The sequence below is a fragment of the Streptomyces sp. NPDC003284 genome, assembly GCF_053589675.1.
Genome location: NZ_JBSFSI010000005.1, coordinates 357,991 through 375,453, shown reverse-complemented (window position 1 = coordinate 375,453; position 17,463 = coordinate 357,991). Strand labels below are relative to the sequence as shown.

At 74.6% G+C, this 17,463-nt stretch carries 15 protein-coding genes; 7 read left to right on the top strand and 8 right to left on the bottom strand.

Annotation, left to right across the window (positions count from 1 at the left end):
* The first annotated feature begins 66 nt into the window (after nt 1–66).
* Together ACWDYF_RS14030 and ACWDYF_RS14025 are read left to right on the top strand one after the other, a co-directional pair.
* Nucleotides 67–1,236: a hypothetical protein gene (locus tag ACWDYF_RS14030; protein WP_389463123.1), complete on the top strand. Its 1,170-nt coding sequence runs from the start codon at nt 67–69 to the stop codon at nt 1,234–1,236.
* A gap of 57 nt (nt 1,237–1,293) precedes the next feature.
* Nucleotides 1,294–1,962, top strand: coding sequence for an HAD family hydrolase (locus ACWDYF_RS14025; protein ID WP_389463121.1), 669 nt, complete (start codon nt 1,294–1,296; stop codon nt 1,960–1,962).
* Nucleotides 1,963–1,992: 30 nt separating this feature from the next.
* Here ACWDYF_RS14025 and ACWDYF_RS14020 read toward each other — a convergent pair whose 3' ends face one another.
* Nucleotides 1,993–2,241: a hypothetical protein gene (locus ACWDYF_RS14020; protein WP_018567072.1), complete on the bottom strand. Its 249-nt coding sequence runs from the start codon at nt 2,239–2,241 to the stop codon at nt 1,993–1,995.
* 257 nt (nt 2,242–2,498) lie between these two features.
* Here ACWDYF_RS14020 and ACWDYF_RS14015 point away from each other — a divergent pair, with 257 nt between their 5' ends.
* The gene (locus ACWDYF_RS14015) at nt 2,499–2,882 is read left to right on the top strand and encodes a cold-shock protein (protein ID WP_389463118.1); all 384 of its coding nucleotides are present in this window, start codon (nt 2,499–2,501) and stop codon (nt 2,880–2,882) included.
* Nucleotides 2,883–2,918: 36 nt separating this feature from the next.
* On the opposite strand, the gene ACWDYF_RS14010 is transcribed toward ACWDYF_RS14015, so the two are convergent.
* From ACWDYF_RS14010 to ACWDYF_RS13995, 4 genes are all read right to left on the bottom strand, one after another.
* Nucleotides 2,919–3,746, bottom strand: coding sequence for a 1,4-dihydroxy-6-naphthoate synthase (locus ACWDYF_RS14010; RefSeq protein ID WP_037873498.1), 828 nt, complete (start codon nt 3,744–3,746; stop codon nt 2,919–2,921).
* A 10-nt stretch (nt 3,747–3,756) separates the two neighbouring features.
* Complete coding sequence (locus ACWDYF_RS14005) at nt 3,757–4,560, bottom strand: futalosine hydrolase (protein WP_389463116.1); 804 nt, start codon at nt 4,558–4,560, stop codon at nt 3,757–3,759.
* 55 nt (nt 4,561–4,615) lie between these two features.
* The gene (locus tag ACWDYF_RS14000) at nt 4,616–5,083 is read right to left on the bottom strand and encodes a hypothetical protein (protein ID WP_018567076.1); all 468 of its coding nucleotides are present in this window, start codon (nt 5,081–5,083) and stop codon (nt 4,616–4,618) included.
* 172 nt (nt 5,084–5,255) lie between these two features.
* Nucleotides 5,256–6,701, bottom strand: coding sequence for an MFS transporter (locus ACWDYF_RS13995; RefSeq protein ID WP_389463114.1), 1,446 nt, complete (start codon nt 6,699–6,701; stop codon nt 5,256–5,258).
* A gap of 886 nt (nt 6,702–7,587) precedes the next feature.
* Here ACWDYF_RS13995 and ACWDYF_RS13990 point away from each other — a divergent pair.
* Both ACWDYF_RS13990 and ACWDYF_RS13985 read left to right on the top strand, forming a co-directional pair.
* The gene (locus ACWDYF_RS13990; protein ID WP_381737343.1) at nt 7,588–8,511 is read left to right on the top strand and encodes a DUF3027 domain-containing protein; all 924 of its coding nucleotides are present in this window, start codon (nt 7,588–7,590) and stop codon (nt 8,509–8,511) included.
* A gap of 151 nt (nt 8,512–8,662) precedes the next feature.
* The gene (locus tag ACWDYF_RS13985; RefSeq protein WP_389463112.1) at nt 8,663–11,866 is read left to right on the top strand and encodes a sacsin N-terminal ATP-binding-like domain-containing protein; all 3,204 of its coding nucleotides are present in this window, start codon (nt 8,663–8,665) and stop codon (nt 11,864–11,866) included.
* A gap of 39 nt (nt 11,867–11,905) precedes the next feature.
* Here the strand turns inward: ACWDYF_RS13985 and ACWDYF_RS13980 are convergent, their stop codons facing one another.
* Nucleotides 11,906–14,302, bottom strand: coding sequence for a cation-translocating P-type ATPase (locus ACWDYF_RS13980; protein ID WP_381737346.1), 2,397 nt, complete (start codon nt 14,300–14,302; stop codon nt 11,906–11,908).
* Between the two features lie 226 nt (nt 14,303–14,528).
* Entirely contained in the window at nt 14,529–14,816 is a 288-nt protein-coding gene (locus ACWDYF_RS13975; RefSeq protein ID WP_389463109.1) for a DUF2530 domain-containing protein, read from the bottom strand.
* Nucleotides 14,817–15,103: 287 nt separating this feature from the next.
* On the opposite strand from ACWDYF_RS13975, the gene ACWDYF_RS13970 reads away from it, so the two are divergent.
* Complete coding sequence (locus ACWDYF_RS13970; protein ID WP_381737350.1) at nt 15,104–16,552, top strand: NCS2 family permease; 1,449 nt, start codon at nt 15,104–15,106, stop codon at nt 16,550–16,552.
* Between the two features lie 72 nt (nt 16,553–16,624).
* Here ACWDYF_RS13970 and ACWDYF_RS13965 read toward each other — a convergent pair whose 3' ends face one another.
* The gene (locus tag ACWDYF_RS13965; RefSeq protein ID WP_064537497.1) at nt 16,625–16,807 is read right to left on the bottom strand and encodes a ribbon-helix-helix protein, CopG family; all 183 of its coding nucleotides are present in this window, start codon (nt 16,805–16,807) and stop codon (nt 16,625–16,627) included.
* A 157-nt stretch (nt 16,808–16,964) separates the two neighbouring features.
* On the opposite strand from ACWDYF_RS13965, the gene ACWDYF_RS13960 reads away from it, so the two are divergent.
* Nucleotides 16,965–17,402, top strand: coding sequence for a MarR family winged helix-turn-helix transcriptional regulator (locus tag ACWDYF_RS13960; RefSeq protein WP_018567084.1), 438 nt, complete (start codon nt 16,965–16,967; stop codon nt 17,400–17,402).
* Nucleotides 17,403–17,463: the final 61 nt, after the last annotated feature.

Here is a 17,463-nt window from a genome sequence, read left to right as displayed (position 1 = left end):
GGGAGCCGCCCGGTACGCGGTACCGTCGTGCCACGGGGTCATCGGCCAGCCGCCCCGGAGGGGTTCGTGGGGATCGAGAGCGACCAGGTCGTCTACGAGTATCTGAGCCGCGTCGGGGACGTGGCCCAGCAGCGCCAGCTGTCCTCGGCCACCCGGATGCGGCTGGTGTCGCAGCTGCGCGACGAGATCGACCGCTGCCGGGCCAGGACCGCCGTCGACAGTCCCGCCGCCGTCCGCCGCATCCTGGACCGCCTCGGCAGCCCCGACGACATCGTCACGGCGGCGGGCGGCACCACCGGTGCCCCGGGCGCGGGCGCGGTCTTCGGCGCCGCTCCGGGTGCCGCGCCCGCCCCGCCGCCGCCCGCCGTGCCCGTGCAGCGGGACCCCGGCCCGGCCCGGCCCACCGGGACCGCGTCCGCCCGTTCCGGCGGGACCGGCGACGAAGCGGAACCGTCGCTGCTGAAGAGCCTGCGCCGGGTCGTGCCCCGGCCGCGCCCCGCCCGGCCGGACCCGGACCTGAACCCGGACCCGAATCCCGCGTCCCCGCCTCCGCCCCCGCCCGGCGGCGCGCTGCCGCCGCACCTGGCGACCGCCGACGACCTGGGCGACGCCCGGATCCGCCCCGACTGGTGGCGCGGGGACGACAGCCCGTTCGGCCTCGGCGACGACGTACCGGCCGGATTCGTCGGCGGGGTGGAGATCCCCGACCTGCTCAAGGCCCCGCCGCCGCGACGGCCCGACGGCCCGGCGGGCCCCGGCACCGCACCGGCCGACGCGGCGGACACGACGGACACAGCACCGCAGGCACCGGACGCGACGGAGGCCGTGCCGGAGAGCCCGTCGCGGCGGCGTTTCGGCCTGCTGCCCCGGCGGGCGGCGAAGGAGACCGCCCGCGCCCGGTGGAGCAACCCGCTGCTCCTGCTCGCCGCCGCGCTGCTGGTGGGCGGCGCGGTGACCGGCAACCTGTTCGCGCTGCTGCTCGGCTGGGTCATCGCGTACGGCTCCCGGCGGCTGACGCCCATGGAGACCAAGTGGGCCGTCCTGGGGATGCCCGGACTGGCCCTCGCCGCCGGGCTCCTGTGGCTGTGGGGCCGGGGCGAGGGCCGCTGGGGCGCCCCCATCGCCCAGGGCCAGATGAACGACGCGGTCGGCCAGACCTGGCCCTGGGTGCTGCGGACGGCGGCCGTGCTGTCGGCGCTGTTCCTGGTGTGGCGCTCGCAGCGGCGGCGCGGCTGAGGTCCTGGATCCCGGACCGGCCGTCCCGCCGCCGTCGCCCCTGGGCACAATGGCCCCATGACCTCGCGCCCGCTGACCGTCGGCTTCGACCTCGACATGACCCTCATCGACTCCCGCCCCGGCATCCACGCCTGCTACGTGGAACTGTCCGCGCGGACCGGGACGCACGTCGACGCCGACCTGGTGGTCACCCGGCTCGGGCCGCCGCTGGAGGACGAGCTGGTCAACTGGTTCCCGGCCGACCGGGTCGAGGCCGTCGCGGACCTGTACCGCGAGCTGTACCCGGCGACCGCCGTCGCGCCCACGCTCGCCCTCCCGGGCGCCCGCGAGGCGGTCGCGGCCGTGCGGAAGGCGGGCGGCCGGGCGATCGTCGTCACCGCCAAGCACGAGCCGAACGCCCGGCTGCACCTGGAGCACCTGGGCATCGAGCCGGACGCGGTGATCGGCGGTCTGTGGGCGGAGCGCAAGGCGGAGGCGCTGCGCGCGTACGGCGCCGGGGTGTACGTCGGCGACCACGTGGGCGACGTGCGCGGTGCTCGCGCGGCCGGTGCCCTGTCGGTGGCGGTGGCCACCGGGCCGTGCGACGAGCGGGAGCTGGCGGAGGCGGGCGCGGATGTGGTCCTCGGGGCGCTCACCGCGTTCCCCGAGTGGTTCGCGGGCTGGTCCGAGGGCCGGATTCCGGACGCGCAGGCGCGCGTTTCGGCCGAGAACGAGTCCGTGGCCTGACGGCTGTCCGGCGAGTCCGTGGCCTGACGGCTACCCGGCCTCGCCGCGCGCCTGGCGGCGGCCCGCGGCGATCGACTGGAGCACCCCGGCGGCGGCGATCAGGAAGCCGACGCCCATGAGCATGCTCAGGCCGAACATATAGGTGGGGAACGGCTTCGCCCCGAAGAACAGGGGCGCCACCGTGACCATGGTGGCCAGCGTGCCGATGAAGAACACGATGGCCCCGGCCCGGATCAGCCGGTCGCCGGGGGCGGGATTCTCTTGGGTCTTGTCACGCACCCGACCAGGGTAGGCCCCCGCGCGGACAGCCCGTCGACGGCCCATCGGCGACCTGGCGGAGTCCCGGCGACGGCCGGCCGGTGACCGGTCGTGCCGCCGCGCGCGGGAGCGCGATCCGGGGCGTCGGGATCCGGACGGACGGCGGCCGGGAGCCGTTACGGGGCGTGGTTAAGCACGTGTTCGGCGGGGGAGAGCCCCGGTAAGGTGGTTCAACGGCAGTTCAAGGGCGTCCGGGACCGATCGAGGGAGTGTGTGCTTTGCCGACTGGCAAGGTCAAGTGGTTCAACGTCGAGAAGGGCTTCGGCTTCCTCTCCCGCGACGACGGCGGTGACGTCTTCGTCCATTCCTCGGTCCTTCCCGCCGGAGTAGACGCGCTCAAGCCGGGACAGCGCGTGGAGTTCGGCGTGGTCGCCGGGCAGCGCGGCGACCAGGCACTGACGGTGACGCTCCTGGAGCCGGCGCCCTCGGTCGCGGCGGCCCAGCGCAAGAAGCCGGACGAGCTGCTCTCCATCGTGCAGGACCTGACGACGCTCCTGGAGAGCGTCGGCCAGACCCTGGAGCGCGGCCGCTACCCCGAGAAGACCTCCGGCAAGAAGGTCGCCGGACTGCTGCGCGCGGTCGCCGACCAGCTGGACGTCTGACCACGTGAACCGCCGGGCCGCCTCGCAGGTCCCCGCTCAGGGGAAGGCCAGCGCGTCGGGTCCGAGGGCCGGTACCAGCCCCTCGGCCGCCGCCCGGGTGAGCAGGCCGCGGACCGCCGCGTAGCCGTCCTCGCCCAGACCCGCGGTGAACTCGTTGACGTACAGCCCGATGTGCTGGTCGGCGACGGCCGGGTCCATCTCCTGGGCGTGCTCCATGACGTACGGCCGGGACACCTCGGGGTCGTCCCAGGCGGCGCGCACGGAGGCGCGGATCGCGTCGGCGAGCCCGGTCAGCGCCGCCGCGCCCAGGGACCGCCTGGCGATGATCGCGCCGAGCGGGATGGGCAGCCCGGTGGTGTCCTCCCAGTGCTCGCCCATGTCGGCGAGCTTGTGCAGACCGTAGTTCTGGTACGTGAAGCGGGCCTCGTGGATCACCAGACCGGCGTCGACCTTCCCGTCCCGCACCGCGGGCATGATCTCGTGGAACGGCATCACGACGATCTCGCCCACCCCGCCGGGCACGGTGTCCGCCGCCCAGAGCCGGAACAGCAGGTACGCCGTCGACCGCTCGCTCGGCACCGCGACCGTGCGCCCCTTCAGATCGGCGTCCGGCTCCCGGGTCAGCACCAGCGGCCCGCAGCCCCGGCCCAGCGCGCCGCCGCACGGCAGCAGCGCGTACTCGTCCAGGACGTAGGGCAGCACCGCGTACGACACCTTCAGCACGTCGTGCTCGCCGCGCTCGGCCATGCCGTTGGTGATGTCGATGTCGGCGAAGGTGACATCGAGGGCGGGCGCGCCGGGGATCCGGCCGTGCGCGAGGGCGTCGAAGACGAAGGTGTCGTTGGGGCAGGGCGAGTAGGCGATCCGCACCTGCTCAGGAATCCGCGGGCTCTGCGGGCTCTGCGGGCTCTGCGGACTGTGCGGGCTCTGCGGATTCTGGGGGCTCATGGGCGTTCCAACTCTCCAGTACGGGGGCGAGCTTCCCGAAGCCCTCGGTCAGGGCCGCGAGCGCGTCGCCGATGCGCCAGGCGGCGCGGTCGCGCGGCCCGACGGGGTTGGAGACCGCGCGCAGTTCCAGCACGGGGACCGAGTGCGCTGCGGCGGCCTCGGCGACGCCGAACCCCTCCATGGCCTCGGCGAGGGCACGGGGGTGGCGGGCGCGCAGGGCGGCGGCGCGGGCGGCGGTGCCGGTCACGGTCGAGACGGTCAGCACCGTGCCCGTGGCCGCGCCGGTCGCGGACGCGACGGCCCGTACGAGTGATTCGGGGGGACGGTGGGTGACGGTGCCGAAGCCGAGGTCGGTCACCGGCAGGAAGCCGTCGGCGGTCTCGGCGCCCAGGTCGGCGGCGGTGATCTCGTCGGCGAGGACGAGCGAGCCGACGGGCGCGCCGGGCAGCCGGGGACGGTGAGGAGAGCCGGGACGGCCGGGACGGCCGGGAAGGTCTGTCGCCGCGGGGGCGAAGCCGCCCGCGATGCCGGCGCAGACGACCAGGCCGTACGGGGCGCCCGCGAGCGCGGCGGCGGTGAGGGCGGTGGCGGTGGACGCGGCGGCGAGGGCGGGGCCGACGCCGGCGGCGATCAGGTCGAGGCCGGTGCCGGGACCGCCGAGGCGGTGCACGGCCACCCCGGGCAGCGGCACCTCGCGGGGCGGCCCGGCGGACGCGAACGCCCGTGCCACCGCGTCCCGTTCGGCCGGGACCGCGGTGGCGACGAGTACGCGTACGGAGGACGTGTCAGGAGTCCTTCTCGAGCTTGAAGGACCACACACCGGTCACGTCCTTGTCGCCCTCCTTGACGGCGATCCAGGTTGAGTTGCCGCTGGCGCCGTACTGGGCGTTGAAGAACACGCTGCCCGGGATGGTGCGGTACGACTTCTTGCTGGAGTCGGTCAGCGGCTGACCGTTCATCAGGATGGTCCAGCCCTTGTCCGCGATGTCCGGGTCGACACCGAAGCGGACGGTCTCGTCGGGGTCGACCTTGATCGACTTGTCCGACTTCAGGCACTTCGGCAGGTCGGCGGTCTTGATCGCCTTGCCGTCGTTGTAGCAGGTCGCCTCCGAGTGCACCGAGTCGTCGCCCACGGTGATCGTGGCCATCGGCGTCGGCTTGTCGCAGGCCGTCAGGAGAAGCAGTCCGGCGGAAACGGCGCCGGCAGCGGCGACGGCGCGGCGGCGTCGCACGGCGGATTGCAGCGAGGTCATGGCGGAAGGCTATCGGGCACGTCCAGCCCTCCGGCCACGCGGGGGTGCGGCGTGCGCCCGAACGGCCCCCCGGGGCACGCCCCGACCACCCGCGGGCCGCTCCCGCACCGCGGCGCGGCGCACCGCGCGTCGGCCTGCCCTCCCGTGGCCGCGGTGGCCGTGGCGCGGGTCCTCAGGCCGGTGCCCCGGGGCGGTCCGGCGCGCCGCCGTGGCGGGCGGAGGCCAGCAGGCCCCGGGCCGTGGGCAGCCAGCCGCACGCGACGATCGCGGCGCCCACGGACAGGCCCAGCACGCCGTTGAGAGGCAGCACGATGCCGATCGCGCCGCCCAGCACCCAGGCCATCTGGAGCAGCGTCTCGGAGCGCGCGAACGCCGAGGTGCGCACCGCCTCGGGCACGTCCCGCTGGATCAGCGCGTCCAGCGACAGCTTGCCCAGCGCCTGCCCGAACCCGGCGAACGCGGCCAGGCACGCCACCAGGACCGCGCTGAAGAGCGCCGCCGCCAGCACCGCCACCCCGAGCACGATCGCGACGACCGTCACCACGATGACCTCCGGGGCGCGCGAGCGCAGCCACGCGCCGACCGCCGTGCCCAGCGCGTTGCCCGCGCCCGCCGCCACGCCCACGATGCCGAGCGAGACGGCCGCGTTCTGCCCGGCCAGCGGGTGCTCGCGCAGGAGAAAGGCGAGGAAGAAGATCAGGAAGCCGGACAGGCAGCGCAGGGCCGCGTTGGCGGCGAGGGCGTGCGTGACGGCCGTACCGACACCGCGCAGCCCGGGGCGCCGGGGCGGCTTGCGGCGCGGCCCGCGGGGGCGGGACGGCGCGTCGGCGGCGAGCAGCGCCCGGTGCTCGCCCTTGGCGGAGTCGACCTTGCGGGGCAGCGAGAAGGACAGGAACGTCCCCGCGACGAAGATCACGAAGGCGCCGTACAGCGGCCACCCCGGCCCGACGAGATGCAGCCCGGCCCCGATGGGCGCGGCGGCGCCGGTGGCGAGCAGTCCGCCGAGCGTGACCCGTGAGTTCGCCTTGACCAGCGAGAACGACGGCGGCAGCAGCCGCGGCACCACCGCGCTGCGGACCACGCCGTACGCCTTGGAGGCGACCAGCACGCCGAGCGCCGCCGGATACAGTTCGAGCCCGCCGCCCGCCGCGGCGCCCGCGATGATCAGCGCGAGCAGCGCGCGGGCCAGCATCGCGGCGGCCATCGCGGCGCGGCGCCCGTGCGGCAGCCGGTCCAGGAGCGGGCCGATCACCGGGGCGAGGACCGTGAACGGGGCCATGGTGATGGCCAGGTACAGCGCGACCCGGCCGCGGGCCTCGTCGGTGGGGACCGAGAAGAAGACGGTGGAGGCGAGCGCCACGGTGATCATCACGTCACCGGCGCCGTTCACCGCGTGCAGCTCGATCAGCTTGCCGAGGCCGGACTCGCCCGCGCCGTGCGCGTGGGTGACCCGGCGGATCCCGCGCGCGGTGCCGGTGAACGGCAGCCGCAGGGCACGGCCCACCGCGCGGACGGAACCGCCGAACCGGCCCGAACCGCTGCCCCGGCTGCTGCCCGCCGTCACCTCTTCGGGCTCTTCGAGCCCGGCGGTCTCCGGGGGCGTCCTCGCGGCTGCCACTCCGTCATAGTGCCCCGATACGGCCGCCCCTAGCGCCACCACCCCCGAACACCCGTCCCGGACCGCCCCGACGGCCCCACCGGCTGCCCCCCCCCGCACGCGACGGCCCGATGGCCGCACCACATCCCCGCATCGCCCGCCCCGGCGGCCGCACCCCGCACCCGCCGCTCCGGCAGCCGCTCTGCTCGGGTCCGGCTTCCGGCCGGGGAGCCGGGGAGGGGGACGGGCTCGCCCGGCCCCGGGGCGCCCACCGGGAGCCGACTCGCCCGACTTCCCGGCTTCCCGGCTTCCCGGCTTCCCGGCCTCCCGGCCTCCCGGCGTCCTGGACACCGGACACTGGCCGCCGGACCTCGGCCCGGACCGGCCCCGCCTCCTCCGCCGCTCCGTCGCTCCGCCGCGTGCCGGACCACCCCGCGCCCCGTCACGCCCCCGCCCCGGCACGCCCCGCCCCGCGCCCCGGCCGCCCGCCGAAAAGAAGTTTCGCGTGCCTCGAAAGAAGTTCCGCTCGTCCCGGAAGCCGTCCCCCGCAGAAGCCGCCCGACAAGCCCCGGCCCGCGAAATCGCCCCCGCGCGCCCCGGGAATGCGCGCCCCCCGCCCCCGCGACACAGCCGCCCGAGGCGTCCCGCGCGCCCCCGCGGAGGTCGCCGCGCGGGCGTGAAGCCACCGTCGGTGTAGGCCCAGCGGCGACGAGAAGGTAGCGTGCGTAGCGCGCCGTGGCGAACGTTCTCGGCCGCGCGCCTTACGTGCATACCGCAGAATGGATGACGTAGGTGCGCCCGAGCGCGATCGGGCGCGGACGTCGACGCGGTCCAGGGTCCGCTCCGTCCGCCCCGCCGCCTTCAGGCCGGCGCACCCGAGAGACGGCGTAGGAGAGAAGCGATACCTGTGAGCGCAGCGACCACGCGAAGCCGCACCCCCGACCGCCTGTGCGCCGAGGCGGTCGACCTCGCCCGTGCCGCAGCCGAGGAGGCGGCGGCCCCCGGCGTCGTCGGCGAGCACGCGGGCCTGGTGTCCGAGGGCGACCGCGTCGTCACCCACTTCTTCGAGTGCAAGGAACCGGGCTACCGGGGCTGGCGCTGGGCGGTGACCGTGGCCCGCGCCTCCCGCGCGAAGATCGTCACCCTGGACGAGGCCGTCCTGCTGCCCGGCCCCGACGCCCTGCTCGCCCCCGAGTGGGTGCCCTGGAGCGAGCGGCTGCGCCCCGGCGACATGGGCCCCGGCGACCTGCTGCCCACCGACGCCGAGGATCTGCGCCTGGAGCCCGGCTTCTCCGGCGAGGACGAGCCCGCGCCGAACTCCGCCGTCTCCGAGGAGATGGCCGAGCTGGCGGAGGCCGAGGACGCCGACGTCACCGCGGGCCCGCCCCGGAACCTGCCCACCGCGCCCTCGCGCGGCTCCGTCGCCGCGGTCGCCGAGGAGCTGGGCATGGGCCGCGCCCGCGTCCTGTCCCGCTACGGCCTGCACACCGCCGCCGACCGCTGGGAGGAGGCGTACGGCCCGCAGACGCCCATGGCGCAGGCGGCCCCGGCGTCCTGTGTGAGCTGCGCCTTCCTGGTGCCCGTCGGCGGCTCGCTGGGCCAGGCCTTCGGGGTCTGCGCCAACGAGTTCTCCCCGGCGGACGGCCGTGTCGTCTCCCTGGCGTACGGCTGCGGCGGCCACTCCGAGGCGGCCGTCATGCCGAAGCCGCCCCAGCCCGCCCCGCCGGTCGTCGACGAGACCCGGGTGGACCCCTTCCCGCTGCGTCCCGCCCCCGACTCGGGCTCGGTGCCCGTCACCGACGACGAGACCGCCGAGCTGGGGCACTCGTAGCGCGTACGCCCCCGCGGGACCCCGGTCCCGGAGCGGCCCCAGCGGCCCCCGGGACCCCGTTCTCCGCCCCGCCCGGGGCCCTGTCCGGGACGGGGCGCACCCGTTCCCGGCGGCGCGGTACCTTCTCCTCACCCTCATGAGGAGAATGAACGTGAGCATGTTGGTGCAGCCCTCCGCCGGGGGAGACCCGTTCGGGACCGCGCGCCTGCGCCGCGGTGTGCTGGACGCCTGGGCGACCAGCCCGGCCAGGTTCCGTGAGGACGCCAACGCCGAGGAGGACCTGGTCCTCGGCGGCTACCGCGACCGGCTCGTGGTCGAGCTGGCGCAGAACGCCGCCGACGCCGCCGCCCGCGCCGGAGTACCGGGCCGGCTGCGGCTCACCCTGCGCGACGGCGTCCTCGTCGCCGCCAACACCGGTGCCCCGCTGGACGCGACCGGTGTGGAGTCGCTGTCCACGCTGCGCGCCTCGGCGAAGCGGGACACCGGGGACGGCCGCGTGGCCTCCGTGGGCCGCTTCGGCGTCGGCTTCGCCGCCGTGCTCGCCGTCACCGACGAGCCCGCCGTCGTCGGGCGGCACGGCGGGGTGCGCTGGTCGCTCGCCGAGGCCCGGAACCTCGCGGAGGAGACCGCCCGGCACAGCCCCGGCCTCGGTGACGAGATCCGCCGCCGCGACGGCCATGTCCCGCTGCTGCGGCTCCCGTTCGCCGCCGAGGGCACCGCACCCGGCCCGTACGACACGGCCGTCATCCTGCCGTTGCGCGACACGGCCGCCGCCGACCTCGCCGAGCGGCTGCTGCGCGCGGTCGACGACGCCCTGCTGCTCGCCCTGCCGGGCCTGGCCGAGGTCGTGATCGAGACCGGCGACGACGCCCCGCGCACGCTGCGCCGCCGCACCGAGGGCGCGCTCACGGTCGTGGAGGACACCCGCGAGGGCACCACCCGCTGGCGCACCGCCGACGCGCACGGGCCGCTCACCGCCGACCTCCTGGCCGACCGGCCGGTGGAGGAGCGGCTGCGGCCCCACTGGTCCCTGACCTGGGCGGTCCCCGTGGACGAGGACGGCGCCCCGCGCGCCCCGCGCACCAGCCCGGTCGTGCACGCGCCCACCCCCAGCGACGAGCCCCTGGGCGTCCCCGCCCTGCTCATCGCCTCGTTCCCGCTGGACACCACCCGTCGGCACACCGCGCCCGGCCCGCTCACCGACTTCCTCGCGCAGCGCGCCGCCGACGCCTACGCCGGGCTCCTCGCCGACTGGCGGCCGGTGTCCGAGGCGCTCATCGGGCTCGTCCCCGGGCCGCTCGGCAAGGGCGAGCTGGACGGCACCCTGCGCCAGGCCGTCCTGGAGCGGCTGCCGCGCACCGCCTTCCTGCCGCCTGCCACCGCCCACCGCGCCGGACCGGACACCGCCGATACAGCCGATATCGCAGACACCGCAGACACCGCAGACAATCTGGCCGGCGCCGACACCGCCGACGAGCTGCCCGTCGCGCTGCGGCCGCGCGACGCCGAGGTGGTGGAGGGCGCGGGCGCCGAGACCGTACGAGTCCTCGCCGAGGTGCTGCCCACCCTGCTGCCCGCCGGCCTGGAGCGGCGGGTGGAGCTGCGCACGCTGGGCGTGGCCCGGGTCCCGCTGACCGACGCCGTGGACCGGCTGGCCGGTCTGGAGAAGGAGCCCGGCTGGTGGCGGCGGCTGTACGACAGCCTGGCCGGTGTCGACCCGGACCGGCTCACCGGGCTGCCCGTGCCGCTGGCCGACGGGCGCACCACGCTCGGCCCCCGGCAGGTGCTGCTGCCCACCGGGGACGCCGTCGCCGTCGCGGACCCGGAGGTGCTGGCCCGGCTGGGTCTGAAGGTCGCCCACCCGGACGCCGCCCACCCGATCCTGGAGAAGCTGGGCGCGCTGCCCGCCACCGCGCGCGCGGTGCTCACCACCCCGCAGGTGCGGGCCGCGGTCGCCGCCTCCCTGGACGAGGACGGCGGCGCCTGGGACGCGGACACCCCGGACGCCGAGGAACTCGCCGACACCGTCCTCGCCCTGGTCCGCGACGCGGGCCTGGAGCCGGGCGACGAGCCCTGGCTCGGCGCGCTCGCCCTGCCCGACGAGGACGGCGAACTCGCCCCGGCCGGTGAACTGGTCTTCCCCGGCGGCCCGTTCGCCCAAGTCATGCGCGAGGGCGAACTGCCCTCCGCGGACGGCGAGCTGGCCGCCCGCTGGGGCGAACAGCCGCTGGCCGCCTGCGGGGTGCTCGTGGACTTCGCGCTCGTCCGCGCCACCGACGTCGTCCTCGACCCGGACGAACTGGAGCCGCGCGAGGCCGACTTCCCCGAGCCCGACGACCCGGGGCTGCTCGACGCGGTCGACGTGTGGTGCGAGGACGTCCTCGACCGCTTCCCGGACACCCCGGTCCCGCCGGTCGCCACCGAACTCGTCGCCGTGCGCGACCTGGACCTCGTCGACGACGACCAGTGGCCGCGCGCGCTGGCCCTGCTCGCCCGCCCGCCGCTGCGCGACGCGCTCACCCAGCCGGTGCGGATCCTGCTGCCGGACGGCACCCACGAGGTCGTACGCCCCTACACCGCGTGGTGGCTGCGCGGGCACCCGGTGCTCGGCGGGCGCCGCCCGGCCGGTCTGCGCGCCGCCGGGTCCGACCCGCTGCTGCGCGGCCTGTACGACGAGGCCGACGCCACCGGCTTCGAGGACGAGCAGGTGCTGCGCGCCCTGGGCGTGCGCACCTCCGTGGCCGCCCTGCTGGACGAGCCGGGCGGCGCCGCCGAACTCCTCGACCGGCTCGCCGACCCCGAACGCCCGGTGGCCCCCGCCCAGTTGCACGCCTTGTACGGGGCGCTCGCCGACCTGGATCCGGAGCAGGTCACCCTGCCCGACGAGCTGCGGGCCGTCGTGGACGGCCGGGTCGAGGTGGTGGACGCGGCCGAGGCCGTGGTGTGCGACTCGCCGGACCTGCTGCCCTTCACCGCGGGCGTCCCGCTGCTGCCGGTACGGCCCGCGCGCGCCGCCGAACTGGCCGAGCTGCTCCAGGTGCGGCGGCTGAGCGAGTCGGTCACCGGCGCGGTGGACTCCGAGGGCACCGAGCACGGTGTACCGGAGCCGGTGCGGGTGCTGCTCGGCCCGCGCACGCCCGCCGCCTACGTCGAGCACGAGGAGCTGGTCGTGGACGGCACCGAGCTGGACTGGCGCCTCACCGACGACGGGGTCCTGCACGCCGCCACCCTGGAGGGCGTGGCCGCGGGGCTGGCCTGGGCGGCGGGCCAGTGGCCCCGCCGCTTCGAGGTCGCCGCCCTGCTGGAGGACCCGACCCGCACGGAGGAGCTGGCCCGGGACCGCTGGTTCGACTGAGCCCCGCGGCCCCCGGACCCTCCGGGGGCCGGACAGGTCCTAGTCGGGGAAGCGCCGCCCCACCCACTTCCACAGGAACTCCAGCACGGCCGACGCCGCCACGGCGATGCCCACCGCCGTCCAGGGCATCGCCGTCCCCACCAGCTTCAGCGCGAAGAACTGCTGGAGCGCGGGCACGGCCAGCACGACGAGGAAGGCCGCTCCCATCGCGGCCACCAGCAGCACCCGCCACCAGGTGTAGGGCCGGGCGATGATCGCCAGCACCCACATGGAGATCAGGAAGAGGGTGAGGGTGGCCGCGCTGGTCTCCGCGTCCAGGGCCTGCGGGCCGGTGTAGTGGTGGCGGGCGAGCAGATACGTCACGAAGGTCGCGACGGCGGCGACCACCCCGCCCGGCACCGCGTACCGCATGACCCGGCGGACGAAGTGCGGCCGGGCCCGCTCGGTGTTCGGGGCGAGGGCGAGGAAGAAGGCGGGGACGCCGATGGTGAGCGTGGACAGCAGGGTCAGGTGCCGGGGCAGGAACGGGTACTCCACCTGCGAGCACACCACCAGCACGGCGAGCAGCACCGAGTAGACCGTCTTGACCAGGAACAGCGTCGCGACCCGGGTGATGTTCCCGATGACCCGCCGCCCCTCGGCGACCACGGACGGCAGCACGGAGAAGCTGTTGTTCAGCAGGACGATCTGGGCGACCGCCCGGGTGGCCTCCGAACCGGAGCCCATGGAGACGCCGATGTCGGCGTCCTTGAGCGCGAGGACGTCGTTGACGCCGTCGCCGGTCATCGCGACGGTGTGCCCGCGCGACTGGAGGGCGCCCACCATGTCCCGCTTCTGCTGCGGGGTGACCCGGCCGAACACGGTCGCCTCGTCCAGCTCCCGGGCCAGGTCGTCGCGTTCGGCGGGCAGCCGGCGCGCGTCGACGGCGGCGCCGGTGAGCCCGACCTTGGCGGCCACCGCGCCCACCGACACCGCGTTGTCACCGGAGATGACCTTGGCGTGGACGTCCTGGTCGGCGAAGTAGCGCAGGGTGTCGGCGGCGTCCGGGCGCAGCCGCTGCTCCAGCACGACCAGCGCGGCCGGGGTGACGTCCGAGGCCACCGCCGGATCGTCCAGCTCGCGCCCGGCGCGGGCCAGCAGCAGCACCCGCAGGCCCTGCTCGTTGAGGCGGACGGTCTCGGCGAGCGCGGGCGAGTCCTCGGGCAGCAGCACGTCCGGGGCGCCCAGCAGCCACGTACTGGACTCGCCGTCGCTCTCGCTGAAGCTGGCGCCGCTGTACTTGCGGGCGGAGGAGAAGGGCAGCGACTCCACGCAGCGCCACTCCTCGGTGTCCGGGCAGGCGTCGATGATCGCCTGGAGGGAGGCGTTGGGACGCGGGTCGGACTCGCCGAGCGCGCCGAGCACCTGGCGGACGTACGGCTCGGGCCGGCCGTCGAGCGTGCGCAGCTCGGTGACGTCCATGCCGCCCTCGGTGAGGGTGCCGGTCTTGTCCAGGCAGACGGTGTCGACGCGGGCCAGGCCCTCGATGGCGGGCAGCTCCTGCACCAGGCACTGCTTGCGGCCCAGCCGGATGACGCCGATGGCGAAGGCCACCGAGGTGAGCAGGACCAGCCCCTCCGGGACCATCGGGACGATCCCGCCGATGGTGCGGGCGACCGAGTCCTTGAGGTCGTCGTCCTTCGCCACGAGCTGGCTGACGACCAGGCCGAGCGCGGTGGGCACCATCATCCAGGTGACGTACTTGAGGATGGTGGAGATGCCCGTGCGCAGCTCGGAGTGGACGAGGGTGAAGCGGGACGCCTCCTCGGCGAGCTGGGCGGCGTAGGCCTTGTGCCCGACCTTGACCGCCCGGAACGCGCCGCCCCCGGCGACGACGAAGCTGCCGGACATGACCTGGTCGCCGGGGTGCTTGACGACCGGGTCGGCCTCGCCGGTGAGCAGCGACTCGTCGATCTCCAGGCCGTCGGCCTCGACACAGGTGCCGTCCACGACGATCTTGTCCCCGGGGCCGATCTCCAGGACGTCGTCGAGGACGATCTCCGAGGTGGCGATCTCGGTGGCGGCGCCGTCGCGCCGGACGGTGGGCCGGGACTCGCCGATCACGGCGAGCGAGTCCAGGGTCTTCTTGGCCCGCCACTCCTGGATGATCCCGATGCCGGTGTTGGCGATGATCACGAAGCCGAAGAGGCTGTCCTGGATCGGCGCGACGAACAGCGTGATCAGCCAGAGCACGCCGATGATCGCGTTGAAGCGGGTGAAGACGTTCGCCCGGACGATCTCGGCGAGGGAACGGCTGCTGCGCACCGGCACGTCGTTGACCTCGCCGCGGGCGAGGCGCTCGGCCACCTCGGCATGGGTCAGTCCGGGCGCCCGCGCCGGCGGGACGGGTAGGGGGTGTACGGGGTCCAGCTCCGCGCCCGCGTCGGTATGGCTCATGCTTTCGACGGTACGTGGCGATGTGCGCCTTCACTCGTCGAGCGGGGGCAAGATCCGACCAGGGGATGACGCACGTCCTGCGAGGGTCGTAGCCGGTGGGGGCCCTGCCCGGGGGAACTGGTGCCCCGCACCCATGCCCGGCCGGACCGCCGCCGCTGCGCCGGGGTCGCCGTCTCGCGCCGGCCGCCGCCCGGCCGTGGCGGCTACTCCGCGGTGGCTGCGGCGGCTACTCCGTGGTGGCCGGGCGGCCCGCCGGGGCCGCGTCCTGCCGCTGGGCCGCGCGCTTGATCGCCGCGTCGCGCTTGCGCACGTACCAGATGCCGATCAGGCCGAGGCCGCCGCCGGCCAGGCAGGTCCACAGCCACCAGGTGCGGCCGTGGTCGTCGAACCAGCCGTAGAAGGGGAGCTGGGCCAGGAAGAGGACGAACCACACGATCGTGCCGCCGGTGATGGTGGCGACCACGGGGCCCTCCAGGGGCTCCGGCGCCTCGTGCTTGGGGGTCCACTTCGCCATGGGCCCAGCTTACGGCCCGGTGCGCGGCGGGCAGAAGGAGACTCCGGAGCGGGCAGGCACCGGGTCCGGGGCGGGGCGGATGCGGGGTCTACGCGCGGAGATGGCCTTTTCCGGCTTCATATGTTCATACTGAAACAGTCTGAGTCTGGCTACTTCTTGTCGTAGAAAAGCACCAATGGGGCAGTCCGGGGGGAACCTGCCGGTGACGGAAGTGGCGGACTCGTTCACGTTTGGTCCCCCTCCCGGCCCGGTACTCACGTACTTCCCGCACCCCTGAGGTCATCCGCATGTCCACCTCGGCCACCGCCAAGGTCCCCGCCCCCCAGAAGCCGGGAACGCCCGCCTTCGGCGCCCTCGACCGCTACTTCAAGATCTCCGAGCGGGGCAGCTCCCTGCCCCGCGAGATCCGCGGCGGCTTCGCCACCTTCTTCGCGATGGCCTACATCATCGTGCTGAACCCGATCATCCTGGGCAGCGCGAAGGACATGTACGGGCACCAGCTCGACAACGGCCAGCTGGTCACCGCCACCGCCCTGACCGCGGCCTTCACCACGCTCCTCATGGGCGTCATCGGCAACGTCCCGATCGCGCTGGCCGCCGGCCTCGGCGTCAACACGGTCGTCGCGCTCCAGCTCGCCCCCCGCATGTCCTGGCCGGACGCGATGGGCATGGTCGTCCTCGCCGGTTTCGTGGTGATGCTGCTGGTCGCCACCGGGCTGCGCGAGCGCGTGATGAACGCGGTGCCGCTCGGCCTGCGCAAGGGCATCTCCATCGGCATCGGCCTGTTCATCATGCTGATCGGCCTGGTCGACTCCGGGTTCGTCTCCCGCATCCCGGACGCCGCCCACACCACCGTCCCGCTCCAGCTCGGCGCCGACGGCCACCTCAACGGCTGGCCGGTCCTGGTCTTCGTGCTGGGCGCGCTGCTCACCCTCGCGCTGATCGTGCGCAAGGTGCCCGGCGCGATCCTCATCTCGATCGTCGCCATGACCGTCCTGGCGGTCGTGATCAACGCCGTGGCGCACGTGACGTCCTGGGGCCTGACCACGCCCAAGTGGCCGGGCAACCCCGTCTCCACCCCGGACTTCGGGCTGCTCGGCAAGGTCAGCCTGTTCGGCGGCTTCGACAAGGTCGGGCTGCTGACCGGCATCCTGTTCGTCTTCACCGTGCTGCTGTCCTGCTTCTTCGACGCCATGGGCACGATCATGGGCATCAGTGACGAGGCCAAGCTGACGGACGCGCAGGGCCAGATGCCCGGCATGAACAAGGTGCTCTTCGTCGACGGCATCGCCGTCGCCGCCGGCGGTGCCAGCTCGGCCTCGGCCACCACCTGCTTCGTGGAGTCCACGGCGGGTGTCGGCGAGGGCGCGCGGACCGGCTTCGCCAACGTCGTCACCGGCCTGCTCTTCGCCGTCGCGCTCTTCCTCACCCCGATCGCCACCATGGTCCCGTCCCAGGCGGCCACCCCGGCGCTGCTCGCGGTCGGCTTCCTGATCCTGTCCGGCTCGATCCGGGAGATCGACTGGGCCGACCACACGATCGCGATCCCGGCCTTCGTGACGATGCTGATGATGCCGTTCACCTACTCGATCACCAACGGCATCGGGATGGGCTTCATCACCTTCGTCGCGCTGCGCCTGGCCGCGGGGCGCTCCCGCGAGGTGCCGGTGGCGATGTACGTGGTCGCGGCGGTCTTCGCCTTCTACTACCTGATGCCGGCCCTGGGCCTCACCTGAGCCCGGTGGCCCCGGTGGCCCCGGTGGCCCCGGTGGCCCTGGCGGGCGGGGGCGGGACGGCGGCCGGGGCGCTCAGGTGACCCCGTAGAACCGGTCCGTCTCCTCGACGGCGGACCGGAACCGTTCGTCGAAATCGTTGCGGATGAGCGTCTGGACGACATAGTCCTGGACGCTCATTCCTCTTTTCGCGGCATGGGACCGGAGCCGGTCGAGCAGCTCGCGGTCCACGCGCAGGCTGAGCACGCTGGTCCCCATGGAGACGAGGGTCGCGGCACCGTTCCGCATGAGGTGTCACGTTCCCCGTCCGTATCACCCATATGAGTGATGTGAGCGGACGGGAGTGGCCGGAGTCACGGTCCGTGTGCGTGTCCGCGGTGGTCTTTAGCGAGAGTAATGAGTTACGCTAAAGAACATGCCGGACCTTACCCATGGCGACGACACAGCCGCCGTGAACTCCCTGCGCTCCGCCGTGATGCGGTTGTCCCGTCGGCTCAAGCACCAGCGGGTCGACGAGTCGCTCAGCCCCACCGAGATGTCGGTGCTGGGCACCCTGTCCAACTGCGGCAGCGCCACCCCGGGCGAACTGGCCCGCAAGGAGCATGTGCAGCCGCCGTCGATGACCCGCATCGTCGCGCTGCTGGAGGCCAAGGGCCTGGTCCGCCTGGAGCCGCACCCCGAGGACCGGCGCCAGAAGGTCGTCACCCGCACCGAGCAGGCCGAGACCATGCTGGAGGAGAGCCGCCGCAAGCGGAACGCCTTCCTGGCCCGCCTGGTCGACGGGCTCGACGAGGACGAGTGGGCGAAGCTGCGCGAGGCCGCCCCCGTGCTGGAGAAACTCGCGCATCTGTAACGCACGTCAGCAGCCGCAAGGAGGCGAACCCACTTTGAGTACGGGATCCGGAGCAGCTTCC

What these genes read in the sequence shown, in the direction of transcription:
- ACWDYF_RS14025 (WP_389463121.1), top strand. Translation starts at nt 1,294, where the DNA reads ATGACCTCGCGCCCGCTGACCGTCGGCTTCGACCTCGACATGACCCTC.
- ACWDYF_RS13980 (WP_381737346.1), bottom strand. Translation starts at nt 14,302, where the DNA reads ATGAGCCATACCGACGCGGGCGCGGAGCTGGACCCCGTACACCCCCTA.
- ACWDYF_RS13965 (WP_064537497.1), bottom strand. Translation starts at nt 16,807, where the DNA reads ATGGGGACCAGCGTGCTCAGCCTGCGCGTGGACCGCGAGCTGCTCGAC.
- ACWDYF_RS14000 (WP_018567076.1), bottom strand. Translation starts at nt 5,083, where the DNA reads ATGACCTCGCTGCAATCCGCCGTGCGACGCCGCCGCGCCGTCGCCGCT.
- ACWDYF_RS13975 (WP_389463109.1), bottom strand. Translation starts at nt 14,816, where the DNA reads ATGGCGAAGTGGACCCCCAAGCACGAGGCGCCGGAGCCCCTGGAGGGC.
- ACWDYF_RS13970 (WP_381737350.1), top strand. Translation starts at nt 15,104, where the DNA reads ATGTCCACCTCGGCCACCGCCAAGGTCCCCGCCCCCCAGAAGCCGGGA.
- ACWDYF_RS13960 (WP_018567084.1), top strand. Translation starts at nt 16,965, where the DNA reads ATGCCGGACCTTACCCATGGCGACGACACAGCCGCCGTGAACTCCCTG.